The following is a 25,892-nucleotide window of genomic DNA, read 5'->3' as shown; positions in this document are numbered from 1 at the left end:
GAAAAGCGAAATGTCGCTTAGCTAAGTGTCCAGTCTGACTGGAGCAGATCAAACTATCTAGCTTCGCTTTACCTTGCTCAGAGTTTTTCCACATCTTCTCACTGTTACGCAAGAAGACTGTCTTACCCGATCCCCTAGGGCTTGTCACCAAGACTGCATTGTGTGATAGCCATGTTTTATTGTTATCATGCTTGCGCAAGCTCTTATAGCTTTCAGCATCAGCCAATATAGTACGTAAGTTCTCAACCAATTGGTCTTTGGCATATACTTGCCATAACTCACCCTCGTTAGCTTGACTCGCATAGTCATCACGATACTCTTCTCTTGAAACATCTAACCTATAAACCATAACTAACCTACTTTTTTAAAGCTTTAATCCAACTTAATGTTGCATCACCAACTGACAAATGGTCGCCAACAATATCTTTTTGTTGTTGTTCGATATTCTTATCTACTAACGTATAGAACTTCTTTTGCAGCGCCTGCTCTTCAATTTCCACCATGAACGGGGCTTTACCTGAGACGTTTAACTCGTGTTCTGACAACAGTCTCTCAATGTGAAAACGAACAGCACGGTTTCGAACCCAAGCCCTGGTATAACCAAAGTATCGATTAGAGCCATAAGACAAAACGAACAAGGTCACACCAACAGTACACATGGCCATGAAAAATAACGGGGAAGAAAAAACGACTGAAACCAAAAGAAAAACGATGAGTAAACTCATGTAAAACTTTAGGTTACACTCATTTCCAGGCTTATTCTGTGTACTTTCATACAAAGAAAACACGATGAGGTACAATGCAGCTGGTATCGTGATAACAATCAACATAGCCACAAAGTCCGTAATAATTGCGTTATTTTCTAGTAACGTGATCAGTAAACAGTCATCAGGTAGAAAATCAGCACCAAAAAACTTGTTGATAGACAAGACGCCAAGACTAAAAAACAAGCCAATCAAAGCGATCATTGACATTCGTCTAGTCGCTACATGCTTCTTTCGATTTTTTCTTTGCGCACCCTTAATGTCTGCTCTGTATCGATGAATACGATCGACTAGCAGTAAGCTGCTATTACCCATTAACTCTTACCTTTCTTATAATTCTCAGCCTGCTCTAGCACGCCTTTGTAAACATCATCATTGGCAACTGGTGGGAAGCCGTATTTGTGTAGCAGTAAGATTAAATCCACTTTCAACTTGGCTTTGATATCATCGCGCCCTGCCCAGTCTGGGTATTGAGCGACATTGTCTACGGTAGTTTTCATTTCCTTCGCCAGTTCGAGCATCTTGTCATCGTCGTAAGTGAAATCGTACTTCTTGCGAATGTGGTTCAAGATATCGAGGAACGCTTTCTCTTCTAGGTCGATACCTAGGTCTTCAAACGAGCCCATTTCTTTCACGATATCAAAGATAATGTCCGTCATTTCTTGAGAGAAGGTATCGAACTCCTCGCCATTCAACACATCATTTTCACGGCGTTCGTTATACTGCTCCACCAGCGATTGGAAGCGCTTAGAGAAGTTCATGCCTTGCAGCTGGTTGACCTTTTTAAAATCACTTATCGCCTTCTCTAACAGCTTTTGAAGCAACTGAATCTTGGTGTTTGGCAGCTTAATCTTGTTGATACGAGCTAGGTAATCTTCGTCAAAAATATCGATAGCTTCGGCGTGCTCATCACCAATCGTAAAGATCTCTTCTACTCCATCGGCACGAAGTGCTTCTGCCACTAACTCACGAACACGTCTATTCATTTGTGCCGTGTCTGGTGCATCACCTTTGGTTAGCTTAAAGATGATAGAGCGCACTGCGATATAGAAGTGAATTTGGTCACGCTCTTGCTGAGATAACAATTCACTACCACAGCAAACATCATAAGCCGCCTTCATACGGCCCACTAAAGCCATGAATCGGGTTTCGCCTTTCTTGGTTTGAAGGATGTATTCTGCCGACTGATTAAGGCACTCCAGCTGCTTACACGGCTCTCCTGTGTAATAACCTGACGTATCGAACTTGTGGAACATCTGTCTTAATAGATCGAGGTGGTTCTTCACCTCAATGACAGAAAAACGAATATCTTCAAAGTTAGTCTCATCAGCCTTTGAATACATTGCTAAGGCTTGATTCATTCGCGACTTGATACCAATGTAATCGACAACCAGCCCTTTCGCCTTGCCTTCAAACTTACGGTTAACACGTGAGATGGTTTGAATCAGGTTGTGTTTCTGCAACGGCTTATCGATGTAGATAGTATCCAATTCAGGAACGTCAAAACCTGTTAACCACATGTCGACTACAATGGCTATTTTGAAATTCGACTTAGGACTCTTAAACTGCTGGTCGAGCGATTTTCGATATTCCTTGGTTCCTAACAGGCTGTACTGATCAGGATCATCGTCTTTGCCGCGCGTCATCACCATTTGCACCATCGCAAGTGGCTTTAACTCTTCTTTCTCTTTATCAGTCAGCTCGACGCCATCAATTGATAGCTTTTCCTCAAACCATTCTGGCCTTAAGATTTTGACTTGCTTATAAAAATCAAACGCGATTTCACGACTTGCACAGACAAACATCGCCTTGCCCTTTATCGTAGAACCTTCTTTAACTCGCCCTTCATAATGTTCAACAAAGTCTTTCGCCAAAGCTTCAATACGGTCAGGGTCGCCAAGAATCGCGTTCATATTGGCAGTAGCTTTCTTACTCTCTTCTATCTGATGTTCATTGGTGCCAGCTTCTGCGCACGCTTGGTAGTATTTCTCGACCTCTTCAAGCTTGCTGTTATCAAGAATGACTTTAGCGGCTCGGCCTTCATAAACAATACGAACCGTAATTTCATCATTAACAGATTCTGTCATGGTGTAGCTGTCTACTGCATCACCGAATACATCAAGGGTGGCATCGATCGGCGTTCCGGTGAAGCCAACGTAAGTCGCGCTTGGCAGAGAGTCGTGTAGATACTTAGCAAAGCCGTATGTCTCTTTCACATCGACGGCTACACCATCTTGATATTTGATCACCACTTTCTTATCGAGGTTGACCTGTGAACGGTGCGCTTCATCAGAAATACAGATGATGTTTGTACGCTCTGAAAGCAATTCGATGTCTTCGGTGAACTTATGAATGGTAGTCAGGAACACACCACCACTCTTGATGCCTTGTAGCTTATCTCTTAAATCTTGACGGCTTTTAACTGGCACCACCATCTCATCACCAATGTAATCAGAGGCATTACAGAACTGTTTAGAAAGCTGGTCATCGAGATCGTTGCGGTCGGTAATAAGTACAATGGTCGGGCTTTCAAAATCGATGCTTTTCATCAATAGGCGAGATAGAAACTGCATGGTAAAGCTCTTACCACACCCTGTTGCACCAAAGTAAGTACCGCCTTTACCACTACCGTATGGCTTACGTTCTTTGTCGATGTTGTAGTAAAGCTTACGCGCTGCGTAGTACTGCGGGTAACGACAACAGACTTTTATCTCTTTCTTAGAGGTATCAGGGAAGAAGACAAAGTTCTTCACTACATCAAGTAATCGAGTTTGGTTAAACAACCCGGCAATCATGGTGTAGAGGGAGTTAATACCCTCTTTTTCGGTAGACTCGTTGCCCGTTACTTTGCGCCACGCGTAAAAAAACTCATACGGCGCAAACAGGTTGCCCATTTTGTTGTTCACGCCATCGCTGATGATGCACATCGCGTTGTAGACGAACAGCTTGGGAATATCACGGCGATAACGAACGCAAATTTGCTTCCATGCATCAAAGATGGTCGCGTCTTTCTCTCGCACGGCACTTTTGAATTCAAACACCACCAGCGGTAAGCCGTTCACATAAAGGATGCCATCAGGGATTCGAACTTGTTCATCGACACCTTCAATCTCTAGCTGGTTAACGATTTTATAGATATTGGTATCAGTCGGGTCTAGGCGATATGTTTCTAAGTAACTAACATTACCCTCTGCAACTTCTCTATCAGTATTATCTGATTTAGATTTATTCTCTAGCAACGGGACAAACATCAAGCGTAAGGCTTGTGCCAAATGTCTTGTGTCGATTAACTCAATATAGAGGTCTTTCTTTGAGCGATCTTCACGCTTAAACAGAAAGCCATTGGTTAGCCATTGGCAGAAGGTTTTATTGCTATGGTATAAATCACTGGCAGGCAACGTTGAGATCATACGAACAATGGTGTCAATTTCGCTCTCGGTTATAGCATCGCCTCGGTACTGCTTGGCAAGGTAGCGGCGTAAGTCATCTAAGATGAGTACTTGTTCTTTGTCTTCACGCGCTATTTGTTCACCCACTACGTGTGGGTAGCCTTGCTCACCCAATAGCTCAATAATGGCCTGTTCGAGTTTGGCTTCAGTAAATTTTAAGCTCATCGCCTTTTCCTACTGCTGTTTGACGTTGTTTGTTGTTTTCTAAATTGAGTTATTTAAATTTGTTTTGTAGTAACTCGGTTTCGGGCTTTGTTCCATTTTCTCAACACCGCAGATCTTGTCACCTCCGCAGAATCAGATATATTTTGAATAATATTTCTGAATTAAAGCGAACATATTACGCTTACGCTTGTACGTGGTAGCGAGTTGCGCCACCTGACTATAAAATGTCGCCAATTGAGTAGGATGCGATTTCAGCATATTCTCTAAACGTCGAAGTAACTCTAAAGCTTGATCGTAAGCCGTATTATTGGTCTGTTCGATATAAGATGAGACTGCTCGCAGATAATAATCCAGCGTATTTTCAGGTTTATCATCCACAATATGATCGGCAAGCGAAATAAGTCCTTGTATTGATATTTTATGTTCGGCAACCCATTCGCACGCTTTGTCTAATTGCTGGTTATCGATATAGAACAGAACCAAGGCATCCGTACGATCAGAAGCTTGATTATAGCGGTCTGGTTGTTGATAGGCATTGGCAAGTAGCAGTTCAGTGCGGGAGAAAAATTCAACATCATCAATTTGGTAATTGGCTTTAAACTTCGCTAACTGTTGATAATATTGAAAGCTTGGTGATTGTTCTAACAAACGGTTAGCTAATACCCATGCAGAATGGATTTCACCTAGTTCAACATAAAGACGGAATTGAGCTTGTTCGCACGCACGAAGTTCATAATCACTCGCCATTTTTTTCGCCTTAGCTAACCAAAACTCAGCTTCTAACGGCTCTTGCTCATCAATGAACATATCAACAACTTCAAGATAATCTCGACACGTTCGTGCTATTTTTTGTTTAATTTCCGCCACTTCACGCCAATCGGAGCTGTGTTTCATTAACGGAACTGCCCATGAGCGTAAGTTCCAGCTACTCTCATCTTGCGATGCTTGATCTATCGCTTGGCGGCATAAGGTTAGAAAGTGGGTGTTAGATTGCCAAATCGCTCCAAAACTCTCTTCAATCGAAGGAAATACGTCAAATTCGTAATGGGTCAAACGCTCAAACATCCACTGCGCTTTCTCTTGCTCACTCCAATTAAGCTTTGCCAGCGTCTTTGGCATGTGTTCGTTAATCATGCTTTCAATGCCATAACGATCGCCATTGGAGTCATCAATTTGCTCTAGCACCTTATTCAACCGTTCAACAAGGTAGTTGATTAATTTCCATTGATGATCGGCGTTAAGGCTTTGCATTGATTCAATGATCATGTTCAATTGAATTTCTGCTGAGTTGAAATAATCATGGCTTTCTCGCCAATCCCAGAGCTGTTCTCGCGGTAAGGCTTGGGTAACCAACTTTTTCAGCTCGCCATATACGGCTGGCTTTTCGCGTATTTCAATTTTTGTCAGCAGTGCATTCCATGTGTACTCATCTTCTTCTAGGTATTCGAGTAGCATCTCTACCATTGCCTCTTCACCAAGGCTTTGCAGGTGATTTTTTATGGTATCTCGTTCACTACTTTGGTTTAAAGCTTGTTCTTGGTCTTGTAGGCAAAGGGCAACCGCCACGCCGTGCTTGCACAACATTTGATATTGCGCCGCAGGGCAAGTACAAGTGCCAACCAGATCGCCAGTGAAATCGAGGCTCACTTGATAATTGAGGCTGCCTTTGACCTGTGCGGTCGCGGTGTTGCCAACAAGGTTAAGCTTGCGTACTGCACCACTGCGTGAAAGCAAGATGCCTTTTTGCAAAGTGCTTGTTTCACACAGTGTCGTCAATTCAGAAATGTCGATTTCACGAGTATTAGTTGCGTTCATTATATTATGGTTCCACCTACGCTTTGCTTTGTTCTATTTCGGATTCATCTAATTCCCACCTTCGTTATCTCAGAACCGAGGCGCGAGGTATCTGAGATCTCGCTTTTCACCACCGTCAAAAACGAGATTCCTGATAAGTTCGTCCCTCACTTTCTGGAATGACGAAAGGTTACTCTGCCAGCGCCTTAGCTTGTTCTACTGGCAGGTTCTCTAAATCGATTTCGCCGGAAAGCAATTTAGGTAGAAGCGTGTCACGCAAAGACTCCAAGCTTGCATTTTGTGCATTATTGGTATCAACCTTTGACTGGAAAGACTGCATCATTTCTTCAAACTTTTTGAGTACAGGCTCACTAGGCGTAATCACATCGAGACGATATGCATTGTTTCGATTCAAACCCGGCACGGCAGCATCCGTGTTCATGTCTTTCAACCCAAGATTTTGCAATACTAAGTGACAGTATTTCAGTGAATAACCTGTTTTCGGTTTAACGTAGAAGACTGTATCAATTGGGTAAAATGCTTTTGGTTCCCAGTACACCGAACCAACAGTACCTTTACGGCCAACAATGATTCCGGGACCTTCAATGAGGCTTTGATTATGGTATCCCGTTAGTCCTCCTGAACCATATACTGGGACATCGCCAGCAACGCGATCAGTTTTCTTAAGAGCTTTACCGTAGGCTAATTCAAGTACCTCTTTGAGCTGCTTAGGTTCCCAACCCTCTGGAATCAAACCTAACTCAGACTCAACTAGCTTTTCTGGGAATAGCGAGGCAGTGGCGGCATCCATCCCTTTTGGATGTTCGCCATTCATTTTGGCTTTTACAGGGTCAAAATCGACAAACCAAGATTTGAACAGCGTTTGTGCCATTTTCTCAAGGGTTTGGTTTATTTTGGTATTTATTTCAATCTTACTCGCGATATTTGATAAAGGCTGAGAAAGTATGGTTTCATTTTCACCGTGACGAGGTATTTTTAAAGCCTTGAGAACAGGTATTCTTATATTACTAACTGTTGTTCCCGTTCCCTCATTCCAAGATATCTGATGTTGTACATAAGGTGACTGAAGAGCCCAAAATAAATACTCTGTCGATACATCATGCTTCGGACGCAACAAAACCTGTCTTTGTCCCAAGCAGCATTTTAAACCTTCCGGAATAACACATACCTCTCCCATGGGAGCTTCACGAGTAATAACGATATCACCCGCTTGGGGAACAGCTCGCTTAACTCTGCTTAAATATCCACTTTCATCGGTGTAACTAGGCGTTGATAAATCTAACACTCCGCCACGGATATTTTGGTTTCTTAAAACAACTACCCCGACGTCAGTCCATTTCGGAGTTGAATGTGGGCAATCAACTATAAGCTCACACATATCTTCGAGGGTTGATGTAACAATTTCACTCACCATAACCTAACACCTCCAAGTTCTGGCGAATCATCTTATCTAGCTCTTGGGACTGATTCATTTGGCTGTATAGGGTTTGTGAAAGCTCACTCATCTTGGTTTCAAACGGAATACCATCATCTTCCACGTCAGCTGCACCAACATAACGTCCCGGAGTCAGTACAAAGTCATTAGCCTGAATATCAGCAATGGTTGCTGATTTACTAAAGCCAGCTTGGTCTTCATACTTCTTTACTTTGCCATCACCACGTTCAATACGTGCTTTTAGTTCTACGTCATCACTACGCCATGCGTGATAAGTATCAGCAATTAGCGCGATATCGTCTTTAGTGAGTTCTTTATTGGTGCGGCTAATCATGGTGCCCATTTCACGAGCATCAATAAACAAAGTCTCTTTTTGGCGGTTACGGAAACCTTTGCTGGTGTTCTCGGTTTTGTCTTTGGTGATAAACCAAATGCATACAGGGATCTGCGTAGTAAAGAACAGCTGCCCCGGCAAAGCGATCATACATTCAACGCGATCGTTCTCGATTAGCTGTTGGCGGATCTCACCTTCGCCGGACGTGTTTGAACTCATAGAGCCGTTCGCCAGAACAAAACCAGCAGTGCCTGTTTCACTTAGCTTAGACAGCATGTGCAAAATCCAACCGTAGTTGGCATTGCCTGTTGGCGGTGTGCGATAGCCAGCAAACCGCGCATCATCGGTTAGCTCTGCTTCATTACGCCAACCTTTAAGGTTAAACGGTGGGTTAGCCATGATGTAATCAGCTTTTAAGTCTTTATGCTGGTCAGCAAAAAAGGTATCAGCTGCACGCTCACCCAAATTGCCCGATAAGCCGCGAATGGCTAAGTTCATCTTCGCCAGTTTATAAGTGGTCGAGGTAAGCTCTTGACCATAGATAGCGATGTCTTTGGTGCGCCCTTCGTGCTCTTTAATGAATTTTAAAGACTGAACAAACATACCGCCCGAGCCACAAGCCGGGTCGTAGATCTTACCTTGGAAAGGTTCTAGCATTTCAGCTAACAGTGTTACCACTGACTTAGGCGTATAGAACTCGCCCCCGCCTTTGCCTTCGGTTGCTGCAAACTTGCCTAGGAAGTATTCGTACACACGACCGACTAAGTCTTCTTCGCTCATGTCACATTCGTTTGCCAGCGTGTCGATGTTTTCAATGCTGTCGATAAGTGACGCCAGCTTTTTCACTTCCAAACCTTGGCGCGAGAAGTAGTTGTCTGGCAGGGCGTCTTTTAAGCTAGGGTTGTTTTTTTCGATAGTCGATAAAGCGGTATCGATGATGATAGCGATATCATCTTGCTTAGCGCGCGCTTTAACAAATGACCAACGCGCATCTTCTGGTAAAAAGAAGATGTTGTCTTGTTGGTAGAACTCTTTCATCTCAACAAACGCTTCTTGCCCGTCGTCTATCATCTTCTGACGGCGTGCTTCAAACTTATCGCTAATGAACTTTAAGAACACAAGGCTTAACACCACGTGTTTGTATTCAGATGACTCAACACTGCCACGCAGCTGATTAGCTGTATCCCAAAGGGTCTCTTCAAAGCCTTTGGTCACTTTTTTAGCTTTTGATGCGGGCTTAGCTTTTGAGGTGGGTTTCTTGTTAGCGGGTGCTTTTGCCATGTTGTTAATTACTCGAATAATGTAGGACTCTGCTTTCAAGCGCAGACTATTGAGGGCGATTATATATGAAATTGAATGAGTTGAATTGATAAAGCTCCGATTTTAGGCGCTTTTTACGTACCTTAAGATAAGGAAATATCCAAATGATCGAGCATTTTAAAAAAGCCACAAAATTCGTTTAATCTTTATAAATAATTCAGTGACTAGATTAGCAGCACCTAACAGTCTTGTAGGCATTCTGCGTGAGCTTCAAAGCATTTGATTGATTGCCCTAGGGTAAAGGTGACTAAATTTGATGTAACCTTACGGCTATTTGATTTGCCATGATTGACTCTTGGGTTATCCCTTTTTCCAGTTCAGACATTATGGACTCTAACTTAGGGGGGATAAGTTTTGAGACACGATCCCAGTTTTGGTATTGGTCTGCAAACAAGTCTGAGCGACCATGTTCTTTGAGAGTATCTGTTGATAAATTAGGTAGCAGCATATAAGTCGCTCCCGATGATAAAGCTAAAGAAATACCTTTAGGATCGGTATCAAACCAAGCTATAAGCTCTACGTCTGGAAAAGCCAACGCAATTTCTTTTGAGATTACTCCCGTGTCCTTATCCCCCCGGTAAACGATAAGAAGGTTAGGCCCTATGTCGGTTTGTACTAATCTAAACTTAGAAAATGCTTCATAGTTTTCAACAATCACAACTTGGCTGTGCTCAATGCTCGTCAAATGACTTAGAGCTACCTCAATGTTCATGCCCTCTTGTAAGTCATATGATTTACCATTTATGTTCGTGGACAAAATCCCATAAACTTTAATGACCTTGTCTTTGACAGGACTTGAGCTTAACTTCTCGTTAGGAAAGAACTGAGCCATATCCGTTCGAGAATCCGGGATAGAGTCGGTTAGAAGATCAAAGCCTGATTGCTCTTTAATCACCTTCCTAATTTGACGTATATCTCTAGGCGTCAGCTGCAAATGTTCTCCTCTGGCGCTCCCAACACTAAAGTCGCGATGAAAAGTATCAAACACGCCACTCAGCGCTACACTGGCACCTTCATTAACCTTCGCAGGAGAGAAGAGTTGCTTTAACCGATTTAAATCACTACCCGTTATATCATCAATAATTCTACTCACAGTTTCCTCGCTATAGACACATCTTCTAAGTGAAGGTTGCCGTAACCTATATTGCTACCTTTTGCTAAATAGGTATAAGACCCGATAGGCTCAACGGTAAAGCCTTTGCTATCTTCGGGAAGCATTGAACTATGGAAATTAAGCACGCTAAATAGCCACACGTCTTTAGCGCAAGTGAGCTGGTCAAGATCTTCCGGTAAGTCACTATTGATTTGCTCGTAATACTCCAAAGCGGAAATGCTGGTTTTTCCCTTACCAATAAAGGCTTCAGCAAAAAAGGTATCGCAATGTGAATCAATGTCCGCTTCAATCAGCTCTTGTATTTCAACATCAAGAGTCAATTCTCGGCGCTCAGCTTCTTCAACAACCGGAAGCTCTTCTTGTTCGGCGGGCTGTGCCGTAATTTTTTCAACAATATCGGCCAATTCCGGCTCTTGGTCCATATCATCAGGATTTGGGTGATGTGCAAATTGTATCGGCTCTGAAAGCCAAAACATCGGTATACCATCGTGCTTTGCTACCTCATCAGGCAAAATTAAATCGTCACTTGGTGTCCAGTGTGGCTCTTGATCAATAAACCGATCAAAGGCATTGATCAGGTCCTTATCGCGTTCGCGGTTACGATACTTCAGCATCAAGGCTCGAAGTTGAATTAGAATAGACCCGAGCTCTTGTTGGCAACTACGAATCGCACTGTGCATTTCAGCACAAAACAAGGTGTTGAGCTCGGAGTTATCTCCAGCCATTTCACTCAACAACTTAAAAGAGAAAGCTTTCATGCCACTAACAAGCTTTTCAGCTTGCTCTATAGCAACTTGGTTCTCTTTTTGTTTTTGAGCGAGCGTATGGCCATAGCCAAAGTCATAACTGATACGGTTTCTTAGACGACGACAAGACTCTTGCAAGTCCATTGTGATTTCATAAACGACACCTTCAAGGCTATTAAACCTATCCGCCTCTTGTTCTCTTTTGCCATTTAATTTAGCTTCCAGGTATTCTTGCGCTAAGCTCTGAATTTCTGGAATGCGCTCAGCATGTTGAGTCCCAAGAAATGAACTCGCTTCCGTTTCAAGGAAGTAGTTCATCAATGCTTCCATCTTAGGGTGCACGCGGTAGCCGCGGCTTGTCACGATAACAACACGGGCTTCTTTTAATTTACGTAGGTCATTGGCGTTTTCATGAGTCTCACGTATCGTGCCATTTTCAAAAACATGCGTTAGTGTGTCCTTTGCTTGGCTGATTAAGCGAAGCATGTGGTTAACACCACCATGTTTCCCATTGTTTTGAGGGCTCATCAAAAGTCGAACTCCCCTTGGTTCTCGTTTGCTTTGTTAACTGTCTCAACGATCTTTTCATGCGTATCGATGAAATCGAGCACCTCGTAGACAAAGTCTAATTTTCCCGTCATCACATAGAGTTGGCGCTCTTTGTTTACTAAATGAGCCACCCCTTCTTTAACCAGAAATTCGACAACTACATTGAGTTTATCCGCTGCACTGTCACGCACTTTTTTTCGACTCACTTTTGGAAGTCGATAAATACTATCGAGTTTCTCCATCAAGCTAGGAGACGATTGGATTTGCGCACTCAGCATAGGCACATTTAACTCATCACCACCAACCATCACTGCTTCAACTTGAGCAGCCTCACTGACTGTAGCTACGAACTTAACCACAGGTCGAATGATACCGTGTACATTACTCATCAACGCGGTCACCTGACGACGATTGTGGTCGTCGATACTTTTATAGGTAACATAATAGGCGCTGGTTCTGCTCGTACATTGGAGCTCGCGCCCCATAAGAGTCAACGCTTGATTGATTTCTCGGCGTGTACGATCCTCTTTAAGCGTCTTGTAAGCTTCACGATCCGTTGCTGGGCAGATAAAGCTACCACTAAGTAGAGATTCTAAGACTTGTGATACTGGCTTCATGCTTCTACTCCTGTGCTAGTTTCAGCGGCTTTAGCTAACGCAAGTTTGCTTACTTTAGGTTTGTTGAAAATGTTCTTGTAAGGCGTTAAGTGATACAGATACTTAAATAAGTTGGCCGTACGATTATTGCCATCGGGTTGAGCCGCGATAACATTGAAGTTGTGTGCCCCCATCATTTTGAGCAGTTTGGCTTGGTTTTCTGCCGTCAGCTTACCAATCTCATCGGTTGGGTAAGTTATGGATAGTCGACTTGCTCCACGTTGTTGTGTCAGAAGTGCTAAATACAACATGGATTGAATGAGCAAGTTCGTACCATTACTGGCCAAATCACGCATATCTTTATCTGTTTTGGCCGTTTTACGCTGGTTGTTCTCGATGACTTCAAATTTGATGTCAAACAGCTCAGTAGGCTTTTTAACTTTCTCGGCACTAATATGGTATGTCAGTGTGCTTAAAGCGTTGAAAAACTCTTTGGTTGGTAGCTCAGCAGATCCCGTTTTATCCCACTCTTCGTAAATCTCAGAGAAGTTAATAATATCTTGCCAACCTTGTAGTTTGGAAAGTGAACTTTCAACGTTAATGTCAATAGAACCAACCACCGAGAACGTGTTATTGAGCTTTACTTGTTCAGAGATATTACGACCAAGTTTCTTAATGTCACGGTCGAAGCCGAGTAGCCGATGCTTGAAGTCAACGAGCATACGCCCCATGTTGACCGCGCTTTCAATTGTTATGCTGGTCACCTGAGGAATAATGTCATTCATGATGATTTCTAGAATATCTATTCGCTTAGAGTCACTAGCAACAATATCCTCTGTAATGGCGTTTCGGCTGCTTTCATTCCAGAAACGATACAGCTCCCCGTCACCAAGGTTGAGAGTGATAGTTTCCATCTGTTGTATATCTTTTTTACGTAGCTTAGTAAGCCTCTCTAACTCCGGGAGTTTGCTCTCTACATAGCTCAAGAGTGAATTTAAATCGCCGTTATAATCGAGCGCTTCTTGGCTGCCTTCTTCGCCCTCAAACATCACATAGTTAGTTAGGCGAGAGATTGCACTGTCAGCTCGCTGTTTGTGGTTTCTCAAGATAGAGAGCTTCTCATCAAACTCTTTTTTGGTTCGATGAGCTTTGGCTCTCAACTCTTTCAGTTTAGTTTCAAAAGATTCAAACTCTTGATGCACCGTTTCAAGTTCTTTGACCTTAGTATTTCGATCGTCACGTCTCTTAGGATCATCCACTTCATAAACAGCAAGCCATATCTCGTATTCTTTGATTTTATGAGACTTCACTTTTAAGTTTTTGATCTCATTATCAAGCAATTCAATTTCTTCTTTGTAGCGTTGATAGATTTCACCGCTAATACCTTGATCACTCAACCGCTGTTCATACTCCGTTTTGATGCGCTGTTTGTTCTCGCCCAACGTCAGAGTACTTTTTTCCAGTAGTTCATCTATAGCTCCGATCGTGAGATCAAGTGATGATTCAACATTGCTAATTTGAGTAAGCCTGTCGTTGTTTAGCTCTAATTTTGCTTCTTCAAAACGTTCAAGCGTTACTGAGATTTCCCTATCAATCAGGGCTATAGCTTTCTCAATCGATTTGATGTTTATATTAATTTTTTCGACTAAGCCCTCTTTTGCACGGGCAATCTCTATTTTCTTGTTTTTAAGGTTAACCTTAGTTTGTGATAGGTCACCCTCAGCGTTTCGCAGTTCATTGCGTAATCGTGATAACTCAAGCGTTGACTGCTTAACAGCAAAATCATTTTTCAAAATTTGCTTATTGAAATCAGCCTCTGCGTCTTCAAGCTCAACGATACGGTCCATCAAGTGAGCCTGCTCTTCCACATCAGCTTTGTTGGTGACACTACAATCTGCTAGGTTGCTCGTATCGATATATAAATCGTACATTGAACCAGAATCTTCAGTCATTGATGGTGTGAGTGTCGTGTCCATCAAAAGCTCATCGGTGAGAACACGACCAAGTGGAGAGCTTTGCCACCCCTGTCGATTAGCCTCCAGGAACGAGAACAAGGTCCCTGAATCTGGGTCTAATCGGTTACTGACTACTTTTAGCCTGGCTTCGGCATCGCGCATATTTCGACGAGTGGCCTCTAATCTTTCGAGTAGCTTTTCACGTTTAGCTTGTAAGTTGACTCCTTCCTTCTCGCTCACTGTTGTCGTGTGTTTTAACGTGTCTACTTGTTCTTGCAATCTGTCTTTCTCAGACTCCAACTGCTCTCTCTGCTCAATGAGAAGCTCATCAATATCTGGGTTCTTTAGTCGCTGCTTTTGAGTAGCGAGTTCAGCCTTATGTTCCATAAGAGTCTGAGATTTATCCGCTATAAAACTCGTATGGGTTTGGGTCAGTTCCTTTAACTGTGGCTGATATACATCGTCTATCTTGTCTTTTTTAACCTTGCACTCTTTCTCGGCATCAAGTTTTTGCTCTGTTAGGTCAGACTTTTCTTTATTGAACTTACTAACAAGGTTTTGTTTGTCTTTCTCATACTTTGCTTTCGCATCATTTACCTTAGTTTCAAGATCGGCGTAACTTTGTCTTTGTTGTGCCACCCTGTCTTCCATTTCTGGCAATTGCTTTAGCTTAACGGACAGTTCTGGATAACCACTATTTTCGTATGTTATAAGCTTGCTGTGATGTACTTCGATCTCAGAGTTAATACTTGTGATAGAGCGTTGAAGAGCGCTCTTTTGAACCTCTTTATCAAGCTTATCTTGATTAATTTCGCCAATCTGCTTGTCACTGTTTTCAAGAAAATCTGAGCGCTCGATTTCGGTTTTCTTAAGAGATTCATCAAGGCTTTCAGAGGCTTCACGAATGATTGTTAAGGCATTGGCGAGCTGAGTGGTTAGATAGGCAATCTGCTTATTGTTCGCAATAGCTTCAATGAACGCTTCTTTTTTGGCTAGGAACGCTGTTAGGCCGTTGTAGTCATCACACCATTGTTCAATTCTGTTTGCATCCACACCAAACTCTAATGTGCTATTTCCTTGCTCGAGGATATCCAGGAAAAGCGCCTTTGTGTCGGCCATATTGAATTCACCTTGAATCAACGCCGCTGTGATTTTTTCAATGTGACGGACATCATGACGACCAGAGCACAAAGAGTAGCTCAGGAACTGATTGCTCAAATTCCCTGCATTAATATTTTGGATAATTTCGCGGTACTCTTTGACGCTAGTAATACGCGACTCGTATTCTAAGCCGTTAGCGTTCAGCTCCGCGGCCAGCTTTGTACAGCCGATAGCGTAAGGCTTATCTTCGCTGTCTTGTTTAATGATCACTGACTGCTCAAACTGACCTTTAACGAAAAGGTAAACAATGCCACCTTTAGTACTAAGGTTTCGATAACAAATGACATGAGCAACTTGACCACGAGCAGTAATGTACTCGAAAACAATATAACTGTTGTTGTGTGGTAAATACCATTCGGCAAAGGGCTTATTGACATTCGATTTCCTGACGATCTGCGTGCCAGTCGCCCCATAAAAAAACGGAATGAGCCTTAAAAGTGATGTTTTGCCTTCTCCGTTACCGCCAGTGATCTGAGTGGGAGCGTCAAAAGAATACTCAGAAAACATCTTGTTTTTCTGATAAGAATTTATTGCGATAACTTTGGTCAATCCGGCATACATCATCGTATCTATCTCGAGTTATGTTGTTTTTCTTGACTGAAAATCAACCAGTTTGAATTTGTGGCCACTAAATCAGGTTACAGCTTTCAATACCATCGACTCTCTCACAGTAAAGATTCCTGACTTTTCCTGCCCTTGTCAATATCCACAATAAATATATGTACTTTTTTGCTACATGTATATACTGTATACATCAACATGTGACATTTATGAGCACGAACATGAGTCAAGCAGATATCAAATGGGACCAACAAGTACGATTTCGACTAATTGAGATAATTGCTCTTTGGCAGGGTCGACTGACGACAAATCACCTATGTGATGCTTTTCACATAGGGAGACAACAAGCTTCCAGGGATATCAACAAGTACATTAGCTTAACTGACCAAGGTCAATTGATACTGGATAGAACAATTAAAGGCTATAGGCCAGCAGACAACTTTAAGCCTTTATTTACTCAAGGCACTGCTCATGAGTATCTACTTATGCTTCATCAGCAATATAACCAAGAAGAGACCTTCGAGTTCTTTAATTGGGGGGAAGCTCAATCGACCGTATTGAACGTTCCTGAAAGGGCTATATCACCAAGCATTGTTCGAGGATTAATTGCGGCAGCAAGGGCTAACCTTCGAGTCGATATTGACTATGTATCGCTCTCTACACCTGAGGTTCGAGGTCGAATTATTGCGCCTCACAGCTTAGTCTATGATGGGATCAGGTGGCATGTAAGAGCATATTGTGAAGAGAAGAATGAATTTCGAGATTTCGTGTTAAGTCGCTTTAGGAACGAACCTGACTTAATGGATAAGTCACCAAAAATGCGAGAACATGATGACAACTGGAACCATCAAGTTAAGTTAACGATTACACCTAATCCTTACTTGTCTGAGCAACAACAAGTTGTTGTTGCTGACGACTACGCTATGAAAAACAAGAAGATGGAAATAGTAACTCGTGGAGCTTTAGTCAATTATTACTTGCGACGTATGAGCGTCATACAAGACCAAAAGCTGCTAAAAGAACAACCAGAAGCCTACCAATTGACAGCTTACTTTGACGAAAGTCTAACGAGATAAATCAAGGTTCGTTCGAGACAACCCGATAAGATTGGTGATGTTCTAGATGGAACATTACCTGTCTACTCGAAACTAGGGCTGACTGTATTTATGGTGTAAAGATCCATGAATAAACGCTCCTTGCTGAATGCTTTAAAACAGCAGCCTACATCTATTGTAAAGTGACGACTAAAAACACCCTACATTTCACTCGATAAGTTTTTAGCTAATATTCCTTTTCTGATACCAAATAACCTCTGACACATCACAATCAAAGTACTGACACAAGGCATCAAGAGTTTTTGTGGTTGTAGTGTACCCTTCATCTCGGATCATTTTCGCCATGGCCGAACGCTGAATACCTATTTCGGCAGCAATTTGAGCTCCAGAGATCTTCCGTCCCTCTTCCGCTGATTTTTTATCTATAAGTTCCTTTAAGTTATATCTAATCACACATCAATTCCTAAAAGATATAATAATGTGTCTTGATAAAACACAAAAGTATGGTTAAGCTGATTTTGTGTCTTGTTAAAACACAAATAATGGAGGTCAAATGGACCAATTATTACTTACAGCAAAAGAGCTTGCAGGTCGTATCAAATTTAGCGCCAACTATATCAATTCGACTCTGCGAGATTCAATTTTCATCGAAGGTAAGCACTACATTCGACCATTCAATGGTAGAAAAATTCTCTACATTTGGGAAGAGGTAGAGGCAGAATTATACCAATCTGCATCACGTAACCTTCAGTATATTCCAATGGCTGGCGGGAGGGTGTGTCATGGGTAGTATCAATTCACGTAGCGGTAAGCTCTATCTCGACTTCCGATATGAAGGTATGCGTTGCCGTGAGCAAACTGCACTGCCTGCAACTCAAGTAAACCAACGCAAGCTACAGAAACTGCTAAATCAAATTGAAGCGGACATTCGTCTGAGTTGTTTTGTGTATAGCGAGTACTTCCCCGAGTCTAAGAAAGCTCAAACATTTTTGAAACAAGACATCCTAGCAAAAAAACGCAAACAGGAATTACTTGGTAGTTACAAAACGGCAGTACAAGAGCTACAAGGAATTGAAACTGTCTTGTTCGAAAGCTTCGCGCAGGAGTGGTACGACGAAAACGAAGTGCGTTGGAAAGAAAGCTATAAGGACAGTATGAAGATCTACTTATGGTCGTACCTTGTACCTCACTTCGGGCATTTAGACGTCGCGAAGATCTCTCGACCTGACATTTTAAAATACCGTGCCTCTTTAGTGAAACCACGTAACAACGGAAAAAAATTATCTGCCGAGTTCATTAATCATGTCATGACGCCACTGCGCATGATTTTGAGCGAAGCCGGAGATCGCTATGATTTTCGTTCGACGTTTGAAAACATCAAACCACTACGTGTTGAACGCACCAATGTAAACCCGTTTGATTTTAACGAAGTGAACTTGTTTTTATCATCGGTACGTTCCGATTTTAAAGATTACTTCACCGTTCGTTTCTTCACCGGAATGCGCACCTCAGAGATCGATGGTCTGAAATGGAAGTACGTAGATTTTGAGCGTGGTTTAATTTCAGTTCGAGAAACGTTTGTACACGGCCGTTCAGACACAACGAAAACGGTGGGTTCAACAAGAGACATTCAAATGTCATCTGTTGTACTTAAAGCTATAAAATCCCAATACAAAGTGACTGGTACTAAGGAGTATGTGTTCTGCAATGCAGCTGGAAACCCTTTAGATAAAGGTAACGTCAGAGACCGAATCTGGAAACCGACACTTAAAAACTTGGGAATGGAATATCGCCGCCCTTATGAGACTCGACATACGGCTGCAACATTATGGTTAGCAGCCGGAGAAGCACCCGAGTGGATAGCTCGCCAAATGGGCCATACCACTACAAAAATGCTGTTCACAGTTTACAGCCGATATATACCAAACCTAACCAGGCAAGACGGCAGTGCTTTTGAAAAGTTATTAGATGCTAATTTAAATGGAGGAAAGTAAATGGCTTACTCACCTCTAGCTATTCACTGCACCAGTTTGTGCTGTGACATTCTTCAGGCTCAGCGTTTTCAGAAAATCTCTCATCAAGATATTGATTGGCTATACGATGAAATTTACGAACTTATCAAGCAACGTACTGAACTGTGGCCAGATAAATTCCATCATGAACATGTCTTTATTGATTCAGTCACGCGCGGTGTACTAAAAGCACTACATCTATGTAAAGACAAACCAAATAATCGAGATGCCAGTTGGCTGTTGATTGCAATGCAATCACGGATCAGTTTTTCTTTGAAGCAATTGCATTAATGAGAGCTACTCAAAAAAGAGCCAAATGAACCCATGTTTATTTGGCTCTTTTCTATTTCCCATTTTTGAACATTTCCCTACTCTGCTTGAATCTACCCTCACCTACAACTGGCGCCTAGTTCACCTTGAAATAACTCATCAGCCATCACCCGTTAACAAGAACACTATAATTTGTTGCACACCCACTTCACTGGCCGCACAAAGTTAACGTTGATAACTTGAGCCTAAGTTCTATAGTAGTTTTGCATTAACCGTAGTGCTGGACCCTTCAAACCGCACCAGACTCAGATTAACGAGAGCACTCTTTTTAAAAATGTGCTGATGTCTATTTCTTAAATGTTCTGTTACTCCCAACTGTAGATGCTTAGAAGGTTGTCACAGCATGGTCACCACGCGGTCACAAATCGAGTTTGAGAGATATGAGTCACTTAGCTCATCCAATAATTATTCAACGAGGAGGCAGACAAGAATGATGCTATTTAAGGTACTTTCCAGAAACTCAGACACAAAAAAGCCCACGCTAGGTGGGCTTTTTTTTTGTTCATAAAGAACGAATTTGGTGCCCGCTACTGGACTCGAACCAGTGACACCTTGCATGTCATGCAAGTACTCTAACCAACTGAGCTAAGCGGGCGATGTTCTAATTTTTTATTACTACCATTGTGACAAACTCAATAGTTATTCAATAAAAACTAAAGAAGGAATGGTGCGTCCGAGTGAACTCGAATCACCGACCCCCGCCATGTCAAGGCGGTACTCTAACCAACTGAGCTACGGACGCATTCCTTTAGAACGAGGAAGATATTAACGACTGATTTATTGCGGCGCAAGTAGAAATTACACTTGAATCAACCATTTGCTCTTATTCGCACCAATACGTTGAATTTTTAGACGTGAAACGTAAATAAAGTTGAGTTACATCACACTAAGTATTGAGTGTTGCTTTACGTTATTCCTCATCCACATCGAACACAACATTGTAGTTCTCGGTGTAAGTACAATTAGGTTGACGGCTACATGTAAAGAAGCGTCGGCCTTTGTAATCGCCTTGGCTTGCCAGTTTGATGATCATCGGGCTACCACATTTCTTACAAAATCGAACTTCTTTGGATGGTTCGATTAAATCAATGTGCGCTGCCAGTAACCTCTTCAAACGGCTTACTTGGTAGCTGTGTTTAATCGAAGCACCAATCAAAGGTAAACCTGCCGATTTACAGACGTGAATCAGTAGCTTTTCGCGGTCGACCTTCCCTTTATTGAGCTCTTTACCGTTATCGAGTTCGATGATCACACGGGGTTCTAACGTTCGTGGGTCGCAGACGACAAAATCAAAGTAACTACGAGAGATCTTGTTGTTGGCGATAAACCAATTCTTCTTGTTGTTCGTCTTCGCAGGAACAAGTACGTTCGACATGCTGACTTTGGCAAACACTTCCCCATGGTTACCCACAGCGGATTTAAGCGCATTATAGAATGTCGCCTGTTGCGCCGACATCAACGCCCCTTTCTTCTGATAAGCATGGTCTTTGGTGTCATCATGTTTCACCACATACTTTTGAATAAAGTAAAAGAATACAACCAGAACAATTACAACGATAAAGATATTAGTCATTTTCCAACACAATCAAGTCTGTATAGGGATTAAGAGAGTGGCTAGCGTATGTAGAAAAGCATCACCTGGCAAGCAAAAGAGCGAGAGTTACCAACCAGAATCACGACCTTTGAGCGCTGCAATCACCGAGAGCTCGCTCCCACGCTAGACACATCTCTCCTATTTGATATCCAAACCATCAATTACACTCTAGATTGATTTAGATCAATTTACCTTAACTTGTGATCAACTAGCCTGAAAAACGTTAGGCAAATGTTAATAAGGAAATTGATATGGAACTCAAACAAGACCCAAGATGTTATACCGATGTATGTGTAGACGGTAAGTGGTTCCACTATGACCACTGCGGAACTCGAGCTTACATGTTAAAAGGTGGCGCTTCCGCTGTTATTGAACTAGCAAGAGAACCTTCTACAGAGGGCGAACTGGTTGAAATGCTGCAAGGCGTCGCTAAATGACTCATATAGATAAACTCGATATACCGCTAAGTAAACCACACCTTTAACTCAAACTTTGATATTAGCGTTTTCAGAGTATCCCAGAAGCCATTCTTATCTCTCGAAGATCAGAATGGTTTTTTGTTTCCTGATGAGCGATTAATTTTCAACGATGATAACTTGGTTCCTACCCGACTCCTTCGCTTGATATAATGCATCATCCGCGGCTTTGAGGTACTTCTTGCAAGTATCATGGTTGAGTTGCTCTTGAGTAATACCAATCGACGCCCCTATCGATGTGGTGAGGTTTAAAAAGCCGGAGTGTGTATCAATTGGCGTTTCAGAAATAGCTAAACGGATAACGTTCAACTGTTGCTCAGGCTCAATGGAACCAGACAACAGCATTACAAATTCTTCACCACCCCAGCGAGCCACGACGTCATTCGGGGATAAATGTTGTTTTACTCGCCTTGCTACTTCCACTAAAACCTCATCACCAATATCATGGCCAAAAGTGTCATTAACGCGTTTAAAATGGTCAAGATCTAGAATAACCAGACTGATTCCAAACTGTGAACTATTAAATGACATTGGTTGTGCTAGAAGTTGTTCCAAGTAACGTCGGTTATATAAGCCTGTCAGTTCGCATCTTGTAGATTGCTTGAGTAACTCTTTGTTGGTCTTCTGGATCGAGCGCAACCTTATCAAAAGTAATGTGGCACTTATCATCACCATGATACCCAAGGCGACAACAATTCGATTCCGTAGCTGCTGCTTATCTAATGTCAGCTCACCCAACTCTTTTTCTGCGTTAAGCAGTTCGTTTTCTTGAGCTAATGATGCCGTAGCGAAATCTTGCTCGAGTAAAAAGATATCACTCTGGCGCTTATCAAATAGCAGCGCTTTACTACCCTTGTAATAGAGCTTGAAGTAGCGAAGTGCGTTCTCGCTGTCGCCTCTTGAATCATAGTATTCAGCAAGTGTTCTTAAGCCGAGGACCTTCCAGCTGCGAGTCCCCACAACATCGAACATTGCAGACGATCGCTTTAGATCAGCAAAAACAAAATTATCTCGGTTCAAACCAATGTTCGCTAAGGCTCTATTTAGGTAACACTGCCCCAATTGAAGTGTGTATTTGTCCACGCCTGGGTATCTAAGACACAAGTTTGCGACTTGTCGTGCTGACTCAAAGTTCTTTTCCGCCAACAACACATCACTCTCTGCTTTTAATAGGATGATTTTGTATCGTTCACTCACGTTATCGCCATTTAGCTTAGCCGCACTTTGATATGCTTCTCGGCCTTTGACTAAATCACCACTGCGCAGATAAGCAAAAGACTCATTCACATGCAGCACGCCGATGGTAGACGCTTCGAGTAGTCCACTCTTGTAATAGAGCTTTTTGGCTCTTTTAATCAGCTTGAGCGCTTTAGGCCAGTCTTCCAAATAGATATAAAGCAGTGCCATATTTGACACTAACTTGCTGTTGTAGATGTGATGAGGGTACTTCTTACCAAGGTCTAAACCTTTATGGAAAAAGTATTGAGCTTCAGGAAAGTCATTGCGGATGTTATTGATGACACCAGCCGTGTTATAGGCCTTAATCAACAACTCTTCATAGTGAAGCGATTCTGCGATATCTATCGCTGCTCTGATTTGGATTTCAGATTCCGCTAGCTCACCCTTACTGATGTATTCAATCGCCAATTCAACGAGAGATTGGGCCTTTAGCCAACCCATATGTTCGTGTTGTGCGAGTGCTTTAATCTGCCTGACGTATTCGGAAACCGCTTCGGTGTCCAACTTATGTTGCGCGAGGTTGGACAAAATCATCAATTCGTAAGCACGATAGATGGCTTTATCTTGGTCTGGGAACTTGACTTGCAGAGCTTCAAGTTGTTGGGAAGCTAAATTAGGGTCACCGCGAGATACATCGAGAATATCGATCAACGCAGATCCATATTGAGAGAGTGATAACTCTTTCTCTGGACTATAAACACTCGGGTTTTCAGGGCGAATATGCTTTAAATCGTCGTCATAAGTTGGATAGAGCAAATACAGCCCCAGCACAATACTCATCAGCACCACGAAAAGGAATGAACCTAACACATTGTTTCTATTCATTTATCAGGGCCATTATTGATTGAATTCCAATTTTATTGACGTTTTTTTAAGAGCGGTCAAACATTATACCCGACAGATATACAGATTAAAATCCTGCGCACTGGTGGATCTGAATTGGGTTTTTCTCATTAATTAGAATAATCAGGCAACTTTCTTGATTTAACTCAGACAATCATCTACCTCATTGGCGTTATAGTGATTTTCCTGTTCCTACCTCCGCGGCTTCTTTTTGAACAAGCGGAAGCATAATGAGAATTAACAATGACCCAAATTAATGAACAACGTCTTGTAGAACATTTCTGCGATCTAGTGAAAATTGATAGTGAATCTCGTAACGAAAAAGCGATTGCTGAAGCTTTGGCTGAGCAACTCGGTGAACTAGGTTTTGAAGTTCACAAACTGGCGGTTCCTGAAGAAGTGTCTAATGGTTTCAACATCTACGCTCGTCTAGATGGCACTCTTCCAGGTAGCACAGTGTTCAGCTGCCACATGGACACAGTAACGCCAGGCATCGGCATTGAGCCAATCATCGAAGACGGTATCATCCGTTCAAAAGGCAACACAATTCTAGGTGGTGACGACAAGTCTGGTATCGCAGCTATCATGGAAGCGGTTCGTTGCATTAAAGCTGAAGGACAAGAGCACAAAACTATCGAGATTGCATTTACTGTATTCGAAGAAGGCGGTCTGTTCGGCTCTTTGAACTTCGATATGTCTTACATTCAATCTGAGCACGCAATCGTACTTGATACAGGCGGTCCAATTGGCACTATCGTAAACGCAGCGCCTGGCCAGCAGAAGATTGTTGCTAAAATCAAAGGTCGCCCTGCTCACGCTGGTTTAGCACCAGAAGAAGGCATCAGCGCAATTCAAGTTGCTGCAGACGCTATCACTAAGATGAACCTACTTCGTATCGATGAAGAAACGACAGCAAACGTTGGTATTGTTGAAGGTGGTCAAGCGACTAACATCGTAATGCCAGAGCTTAAAGTCGTGGCTGAAGCACGTTCTCTAAACGGCGAAAAGCTAACGGCTCAAGTTGAACACATGATCTCGACATTCGAAGAAAGCGCGAAGCAATTCGGCGCTGAAGTAGAAATCGAATCAACTCGTGCTTACGATGCATTCGTTATTGCAGACGATCACCCGCATATTCTTTCGATCAAATCAGCGTTCGAAAAGCTTGGCGTAACAGCAAACACCAAACGCACCGGTGGCGGTAGTGATGCAAACAACTTCAATGCGAAAGGTCTAACAACCGTTAACCTATCGACTGGTATGGCGAAAGTACACACTACTGAAGAGTACATCGCAGTGAAAGACATGGTTGCTATCACTGAGTTTGTTGTGGCTTACGTAACACAATAATCTTACTTGTGAGCTAGATGGAGACTACCATTTAGCTCATATCGAAAAGCCGAGTCCACATATGACTCGGCTTTTTTGTGTCTGAACTTAGCTGAAAGTTCGAACCTAGAAACCTCTACGCTTCCAAAACTGGCCTTCGTCTTTCGCTACTAAATCGAATGTCTTATCTGCGATGATGTTGCCTTTTAGCTCGACCGTCATACGCCATTTACCTATCTTGTTTGAGACTGGTGCCCAAATAGTGTCGCCTAAGTAGAAATCCCAATCGTTGTTGCCGACATACTCTTCGCCATCAAACGGTTCGAGCACCTCACCTTTATCAGTGGTGATGTTCGGGTGATAAATGCAGTAACGGATCTTCTCACCTTTGGCTTTTTTGATATTCAGGATATAGCCAAATTCCACGTCGATTTCAGCATCAACGATGGTGGTGAACTCTTGGATTTTTGGTAGGTCTTTAGATTTTGAATCCCATGTGGAGTAGATACCATAAGAGGTCATGTCGACCACAACAGAGCGCTTTGCCATTTCAATCTTTACCTTGGAGTTATTCTATTAACTTTATGTTATTTGCCATTCAGCCAATCAAGCTCGAGGCTATTCTTGCCAATCTTTCGCCATTCGCTTGATCACTGAAGGTTCAATATTGTGAATAGTGCCATAGTTCTCTCGGCAAACTTCAATCACCAAGTCAGCGTTGTATTTAAGTGCAAGTTGACGATAAGCCTTCATTTCCCATTGTTTGATGAAGGTATTTGAGACCACGACATCAAGGCCTTGCTTTAGACCATTTTCAGCCGTGTTCTGACACCACTCATGTGCTTGTTGCAGCTGCCTAGGGTCAAAATGGTACTCACCTTGCTCATTCACATAATACATATCGGCTTCAACATGAAATGCATCGTAGGTTTTTGCTTTTGTTGATTTGCCAGAACCGGGCAACCCTCGAATGAGTATTAACTTCATCTGTCACTTTACAGGCTAATTCGAAAACATGAGTTTATCGTAAATAATAAAGATTTTCTCTGA

General features: G+C 42.4%; 20 protein-coding genes, 2 tRNA genes and 1 pseudogene. 6 read left to right on the top strand and 17 right to left on the bottom strand.

The window, feature by feature from the left end; genetic code table 11:
* The 10 genes and pseudogenes from ACED45_RS14800 to ACED45_RS14755 form a co-directional block, all read right to left on the bottom strand.
* Positions 1-349, bottom strand: a pseudogene (locus ACED45_RS14800) (hypothetical protein); the annotation flags it as partial.
* A gap of 7 nt (positions 350-356) precedes the next feature.
* Complete coding sequence (locus ACED45_RS14795) at positions 357-1,079, bottom strand: hypothetical protein (protein ID WP_371714350.1); 723 nt, start codon at positions 1,077-1,079, stop codon at positions 357-359.
* Complete coding sequence (locus ACED45_RS14790) at positions 1,079-4,378, bottom strand: type I restriction endonuclease subunit R (RefSeq protein ID WP_371714349.1); 3,300 nt, start codon at positions 4,376-4,378, stop codon at positions 1,079-1,081. The genes ACED45_RS14795 and ACED45_RS14790 overlap by 1 nt, the downstream gene beginning before the upstream one ends.
* Before the next feature lie 132 nt (positions 4,379-4,510).
* Positions 4,511-6,193: an SWIM zinc finger family protein gene (locus ACED45_RS14785; RefSeq protein ID WP_102398486.1), complete on the bottom strand. Its 1,683-nt coding sequence runs from the start codon at positions 6,191-6,193 to the stop codon at positions 4,511-4,513.
* 169 nt (positions 6,194-6,362) lie between these two features.
* Positions 6,363-7,607 carry a restriction endonuclease subunit S gene (locus ACED45_RS14780; RefSeq protein ID WP_371714348.1) on the bottom strand — a complete coding sequence of 415 codons (1,245 nt, stop codon included), beginning with the start codon at positions 7,605-7,607 and terminating at the stop codon, positions 6,363-6,365.
* On the bottom strand, positions 7,597-9,243 hold the full coding sequence (locus ACED45_RS14775; RefSeq protein WP_371714347.1) for a type I restriction-modification system subunit M: 1,647 nt from the start codon (positions 9,241-9,243) through the stop codon (positions 7,597-7,599). The genes ACED45_RS14780 and ACED45_RS14775 overlap by 11 nt, the downstream gene beginning before the upstream one ends.
* Positions 9,244-9,529: 286 nt before the next feature.
* Entirely contained in the window at positions 9,530-10,375 is an 846-nt protein-coding gene (locus ACED45_RS14770) for a DUF7281 domain-containing protein (protein WP_371714346.1), read from the bottom strand.
* Positions 10,372-11,670 (bottom strand): hypothetical protein, encoded by a 1,299-nt coding sequence (locus tag ACED45_RS14765; RefSeq protein ID WP_102393893.1) that lies wholly within the window; start codon positions 11,668-11,670, stop codon positions 10,372-10,374. The genes ACED45_RS14770 and ACED45_RS14765 overlap by 4 nt, the downstream gene beginning before the upstream one ends.
* Complete coding sequence (locus ACED45_RS14760; RefSeq protein WP_136974917.1) at positions 11,670-12,308, bottom strand: hypothetical protein; 639 nt, start codon at positions 12,306-12,308, stop codon at positions 11,670-11,672. Before ACED45_RS14760 ends, ACED45_RS14765 begins: the two co-directional genes overlap by 1 nt.
* On the bottom strand, positions 12,305-15,964 hold the full coding sequence (locus tag ACED45_RS14755) for an ATP-binding protein (RefSeq protein WP_371714352.1): 3,660 nt from the start codon (positions 15,962-15,964) through the stop codon (positions 12,305-12,307). The genes ACED45_RS14760 and ACED45_RS14755 overlap by 4 nt, the downstream gene beginning before the upstream one ends.
* A gap of 221 nt (positions 15,965-16,185) precedes the next feature.
* On the opposite strand from ACED45_RS14755, the gene ACED45_RS14750 reads away from it, so the two are divergent.
* On the top strand, positions 16,186-17,040 hold the full coding sequence (locus ACED45_RS14750; RefSeq protein ID WP_371714345.1) for a WYL domain-containing protein: 855 nt from the start codon (positions 16,186-16,188) through the stop codon (positions 17,038-17,040).
* 201 nt (positions 17,041-17,241) lie between these two features.
* Here ACED45_RS14750 and ACED45_RS14745 read toward each other — a convergent pair whose 3' ends face one another.
* Positions 17,242-17,472, bottom strand: coding sequence for a helix-turn-helix domain-containing protein (locus ACED45_RS14745; RefSeq protein WP_102393890.1), 231 nt, complete (start codon positions 17,470-17,472; stop codon positions 17,242-17,244).
* A gap of 100 nt (positions 17,473-17,572) precedes the next feature.
* On the opposite strand from ACED45_RS14745, the gene ACED45_RS14740 reads away from it, so the two are divergent.
* Genes ACED45_RS14740 through ACED45_RS14730 form a run of 3 tightly spaced genes read left to right on the top strand, consistent with a single transcriptional unit; the run spans position 17,573 to position 19,322 of the window.
* A complete protein-coding gene (locus ACED45_RS14740; RefSeq protein ID WP_102321027.1) occupies positions 17,573-17,809 on the top strand; it encodes a hypothetical protein in 237 nt (78 codons plus the stop codon).
* A complete protein-coding gene (locus ACED45_RS14735) occupies positions 17,802-19,013 on the top strand; it encodes an Arm DNA-binding domain-containing protein (RefSeq protein WP_371714344.1) in 1,212 nt (403 codons plus the stop codon). Before ACED45_RS14740 ends, ACED45_RS14735 begins: the two co-directional genes overlap by 8 nt.
* Positions 19,014-19,322, top strand: coding sequence for a hypothetical protein (locus ACED45_RS14730; RefSeq protein ID WP_102321029.1), 309 nt, complete (start codon positions 19,014-19,016; stop codon positions 19,320-19,322).
* A 557-nt stretch (positions 19,323-19,879) separates the two neighbouring features.
* Here ACED45_RS14730 and ACED45_RS14725 read toward each other — a convergent pair.
* From ACED45_RS14725 to ACED45_RS14715, 3 genes are all read right to left on the bottom strand, one after another.
* A tRNA-Val gene (locus ACED45_RS14725) sits at positions 19,880-19,956 on the bottom strand.
* Between the two features lie 70 nt (positions 19,957-20,026).
* Positions 20,027-20,103: transfer RNA gene (locus ACED45_RS14720), tRNA-Val, on the bottom strand.
* A gap of 168 nt (positions 20,104-20,271) precedes the next feature.
* Positions 20,272-20,934 carry a DUF2726 domain-containing protein gene (locus tag ACED45_RS14715; protein ID WP_048658548.1) on the bottom strand — a complete coding sequence of 221 codons (663 nt, stop codon included), beginning with the start codon at positions 20,932-20,934 and terminating at the stop codon, positions 20,272-20,274.
* Between the two features lie 272 nt (positions 20,935-21,206).
* On the opposite strand from ACED45_RS14715, the gene ACED45_RS14710 reads away from it, so the two are divergent.
* Positions 21,207-21,392, top strand: a complete 186-nt coding sequence (locus tag ACED45_RS14710; RefSeq protein WP_048658547.1) for a hypothetical protein — start codon at positions 21,207-21,209, stop codon at positions 21,390-21,392.
* A 138-nt stretch (positions 21,393-21,530) separates the two neighbouring features.
* Here the strand turns inward: ACED45_RS14710 and ACED45_RS14705 are convergent, their stop codons facing one another.
* A complete protein-coding gene (locus ACED45_RS14705; protein WP_371714343.1) occupies positions 21,531-23,495 on the bottom strand; it encodes a tetratricopeptide repeat-containing diguanylate cyclase in 1,965 nt (654 codons plus the stop codon).
* A 261-nt stretch (positions 23,496-23,756) separates the two neighbouring features.
* Between ACED45_RS14705 and ACED45_RS14700 the strand changes: the two genes are divergently transcribed.
* The gene (locus ACED45_RS14700) at positions 23,757-24,863 is read left to right on the top strand and encodes a M20/M25/M40 family metallo-hydrolase (RefSeq protein WP_050645257.1); all 1,107 of its coding nucleotides are present in this window, start codon (positions 23,757-23,759) and stop codon (positions 24,861-24,863) included.
* Between the two features lie 105 nt (positions 24,864-24,968).
* Here ACED45_RS14700 and ACED45_RS14695 read toward each other — a convergent pair whose 3' ends face one another.
* Together ACED45_RS14695 and ACED45_RS14690 are read right to left on the bottom strand one after the other, a co-directional pair.
* On the bottom strand, positions 24,969-25,391 hold the full coding sequence (locus ACED45_RS14695; protein WP_213865285.1) for a DUF3859 domain-containing protein: 423 nt from the start codon (positions 25,389-25,391) through the stop codon (positions 24,969-24,971).
* Between the two features lie 69 nt (positions 25,392-25,460).
* Positions 25,461-25,829, bottom strand: a complete 369-nt coding sequence (locus ACED45_RS14690; protein WP_371714342.1) for an ATP-binding protein — start codon at positions 25,827-25,829, stop codon at positions 25,461-25,463.
* Positions 25,830-25,892 lie beyond the last annotated feature (63 nt).

Origin of the sequence: Vibrio crassostreae (assembly GCF_041439375.1) — a bacterium.
GTDB classification, from domain to species: domain Bacteria; phylum Pseudomonadota; class Gammaproteobacteria; order Enterobacterales; family Vibrionaceae; genus Vibrio; species Vibrio crassostreae_D.
The sequence above is the reverse complement of the archived record's forward strand: the minus strand, read 5'-3'. Positions and strand labels throughout refer to the sequence as shown.

Bases quoted from the DNA above. Each gene is read 5' to 3' on its own strand.
- ACED45_RS14760 (WP_136974917.1), bottom strand. From the start codon at position 12,308: ATGAAGCCAGTATCACAAGTCTTAGAATCTCTACTTAGTGGTAGCTTT.
- ACED45_RS14715 (WP_048658548.1), bottom strand. From the start codon at position 20,934: ATGACTAATATCTTTATCGTTGTAATTGTTCTGGTTGTATTCTTTTAC.
- ACED45_RS14775 (WP_371714347.1), bottom strand. From the start codon at position 9,243: ATGGCAAAAGCACCCGCTAACAAGAAACCCACCTCAAAAGCTAAGCCC.
- ACED45_RS14740 (WP_102321027.1), top strand. From the start codon at position 17,573: ATGGACCAATTATTACTTACAGCAAAAGAGCTTGCAGGTCGTATCAAA.
- ACED45_RS14735 (WP_371714344.1), top strand. From the start codon at position 17,802: ATGGGTAGTATCAATTCACGTAGCGGTAAGCTCTATCTCGACTTCCGA.
- ACED45_RS14765 (WP_102393893.1), bottom strand. From the start codon at position 11,670: ATGAGCCCTCAAAACAATGGGAAACATGGTGGTGTTAACCACATGCTT.
- ACED45_RS14755 (WP_371714352.1), bottom strand. From the start codon at position 15,964: ATGTATGCCGGATTGACCAAAGTTATCGCAATAAATTCTTATCAGAAA.
- ACED45_RS14705 (WP_371714343.1), bottom strand. From the start codon at position 23,495: ATGAATAGAAACAATGTGTTAGGTTCATTCCTTTTCGTGGTGCTGATG.
- ACED45_RS14795 (WP_371714350.1), bottom strand. From the start codon at position 1,079: ATGGGTAATAGCAGCTTACTGCTAGTCGATCGTATTCATCGATACAGA.
- ACED45_RS14700 (WP_050645257.1), top strand. From the start codon at position 23,757: ATGACCCAAATTAATGAACAACGTCTTGTAGAACATTTCTGCGATCTA.
- ACED45_RS14785 (WP_102398486.1), bottom strand. From the start codon at position 6,193: ATGAACGCAACTAATACTCGTGAAATCGACATTTCTGAATTGACGACA.
- ACED45_RS14790 (WP_371714349.1), bottom strand. From the start codon at position 4,378: ATGAGCTTAAAATTTACTGAAGCCAAACTCGAACAGGCCATTATTGAG.
- ACED45_RS14690 (WP_371714342.1), bottom strand. From the start codon at position 25,829: ATGAAGTTAATACTCATTCGAGGGTTGCCCGGTTCTGGCAAATCAACA.
- ACED45_RS14730 (WP_102321029.1), top strand. From the start codon at position 19,014: ATGGCTTACTCACCTCTAGCTATTCACTGCACCAGTTTGTGCTGTGAC.
- ACED45_RS14780 (WP_371714348.1), bottom strand. From the start codon at position 7,607: ATGGTGAGTGAAATTGTTACATCAACCCTCGAAGATATGTGTGAGCTT.
- ACED45_RS14695 (WP_213865285.1), bottom strand. From the start codon at position 25,391: ATGGCAAAGCGCTCTGTTGTGGTCGACATGACCTCTTATGGTATCTAC.
- ACED45_RS14710 (WP_048658547.1), top strand. From the start codon at position 21,207: ATGGAACTCAAACAAGACCCAAGATGTTATACCGATGTATGTGTAGAC.
- ACED45_RS14750 (WP_371714345.1), top strand. From the start codon at position 16,186: ATGAGTCAAGCAGATATCAAATGGGACCAACAAGTACGATTTCGACTA.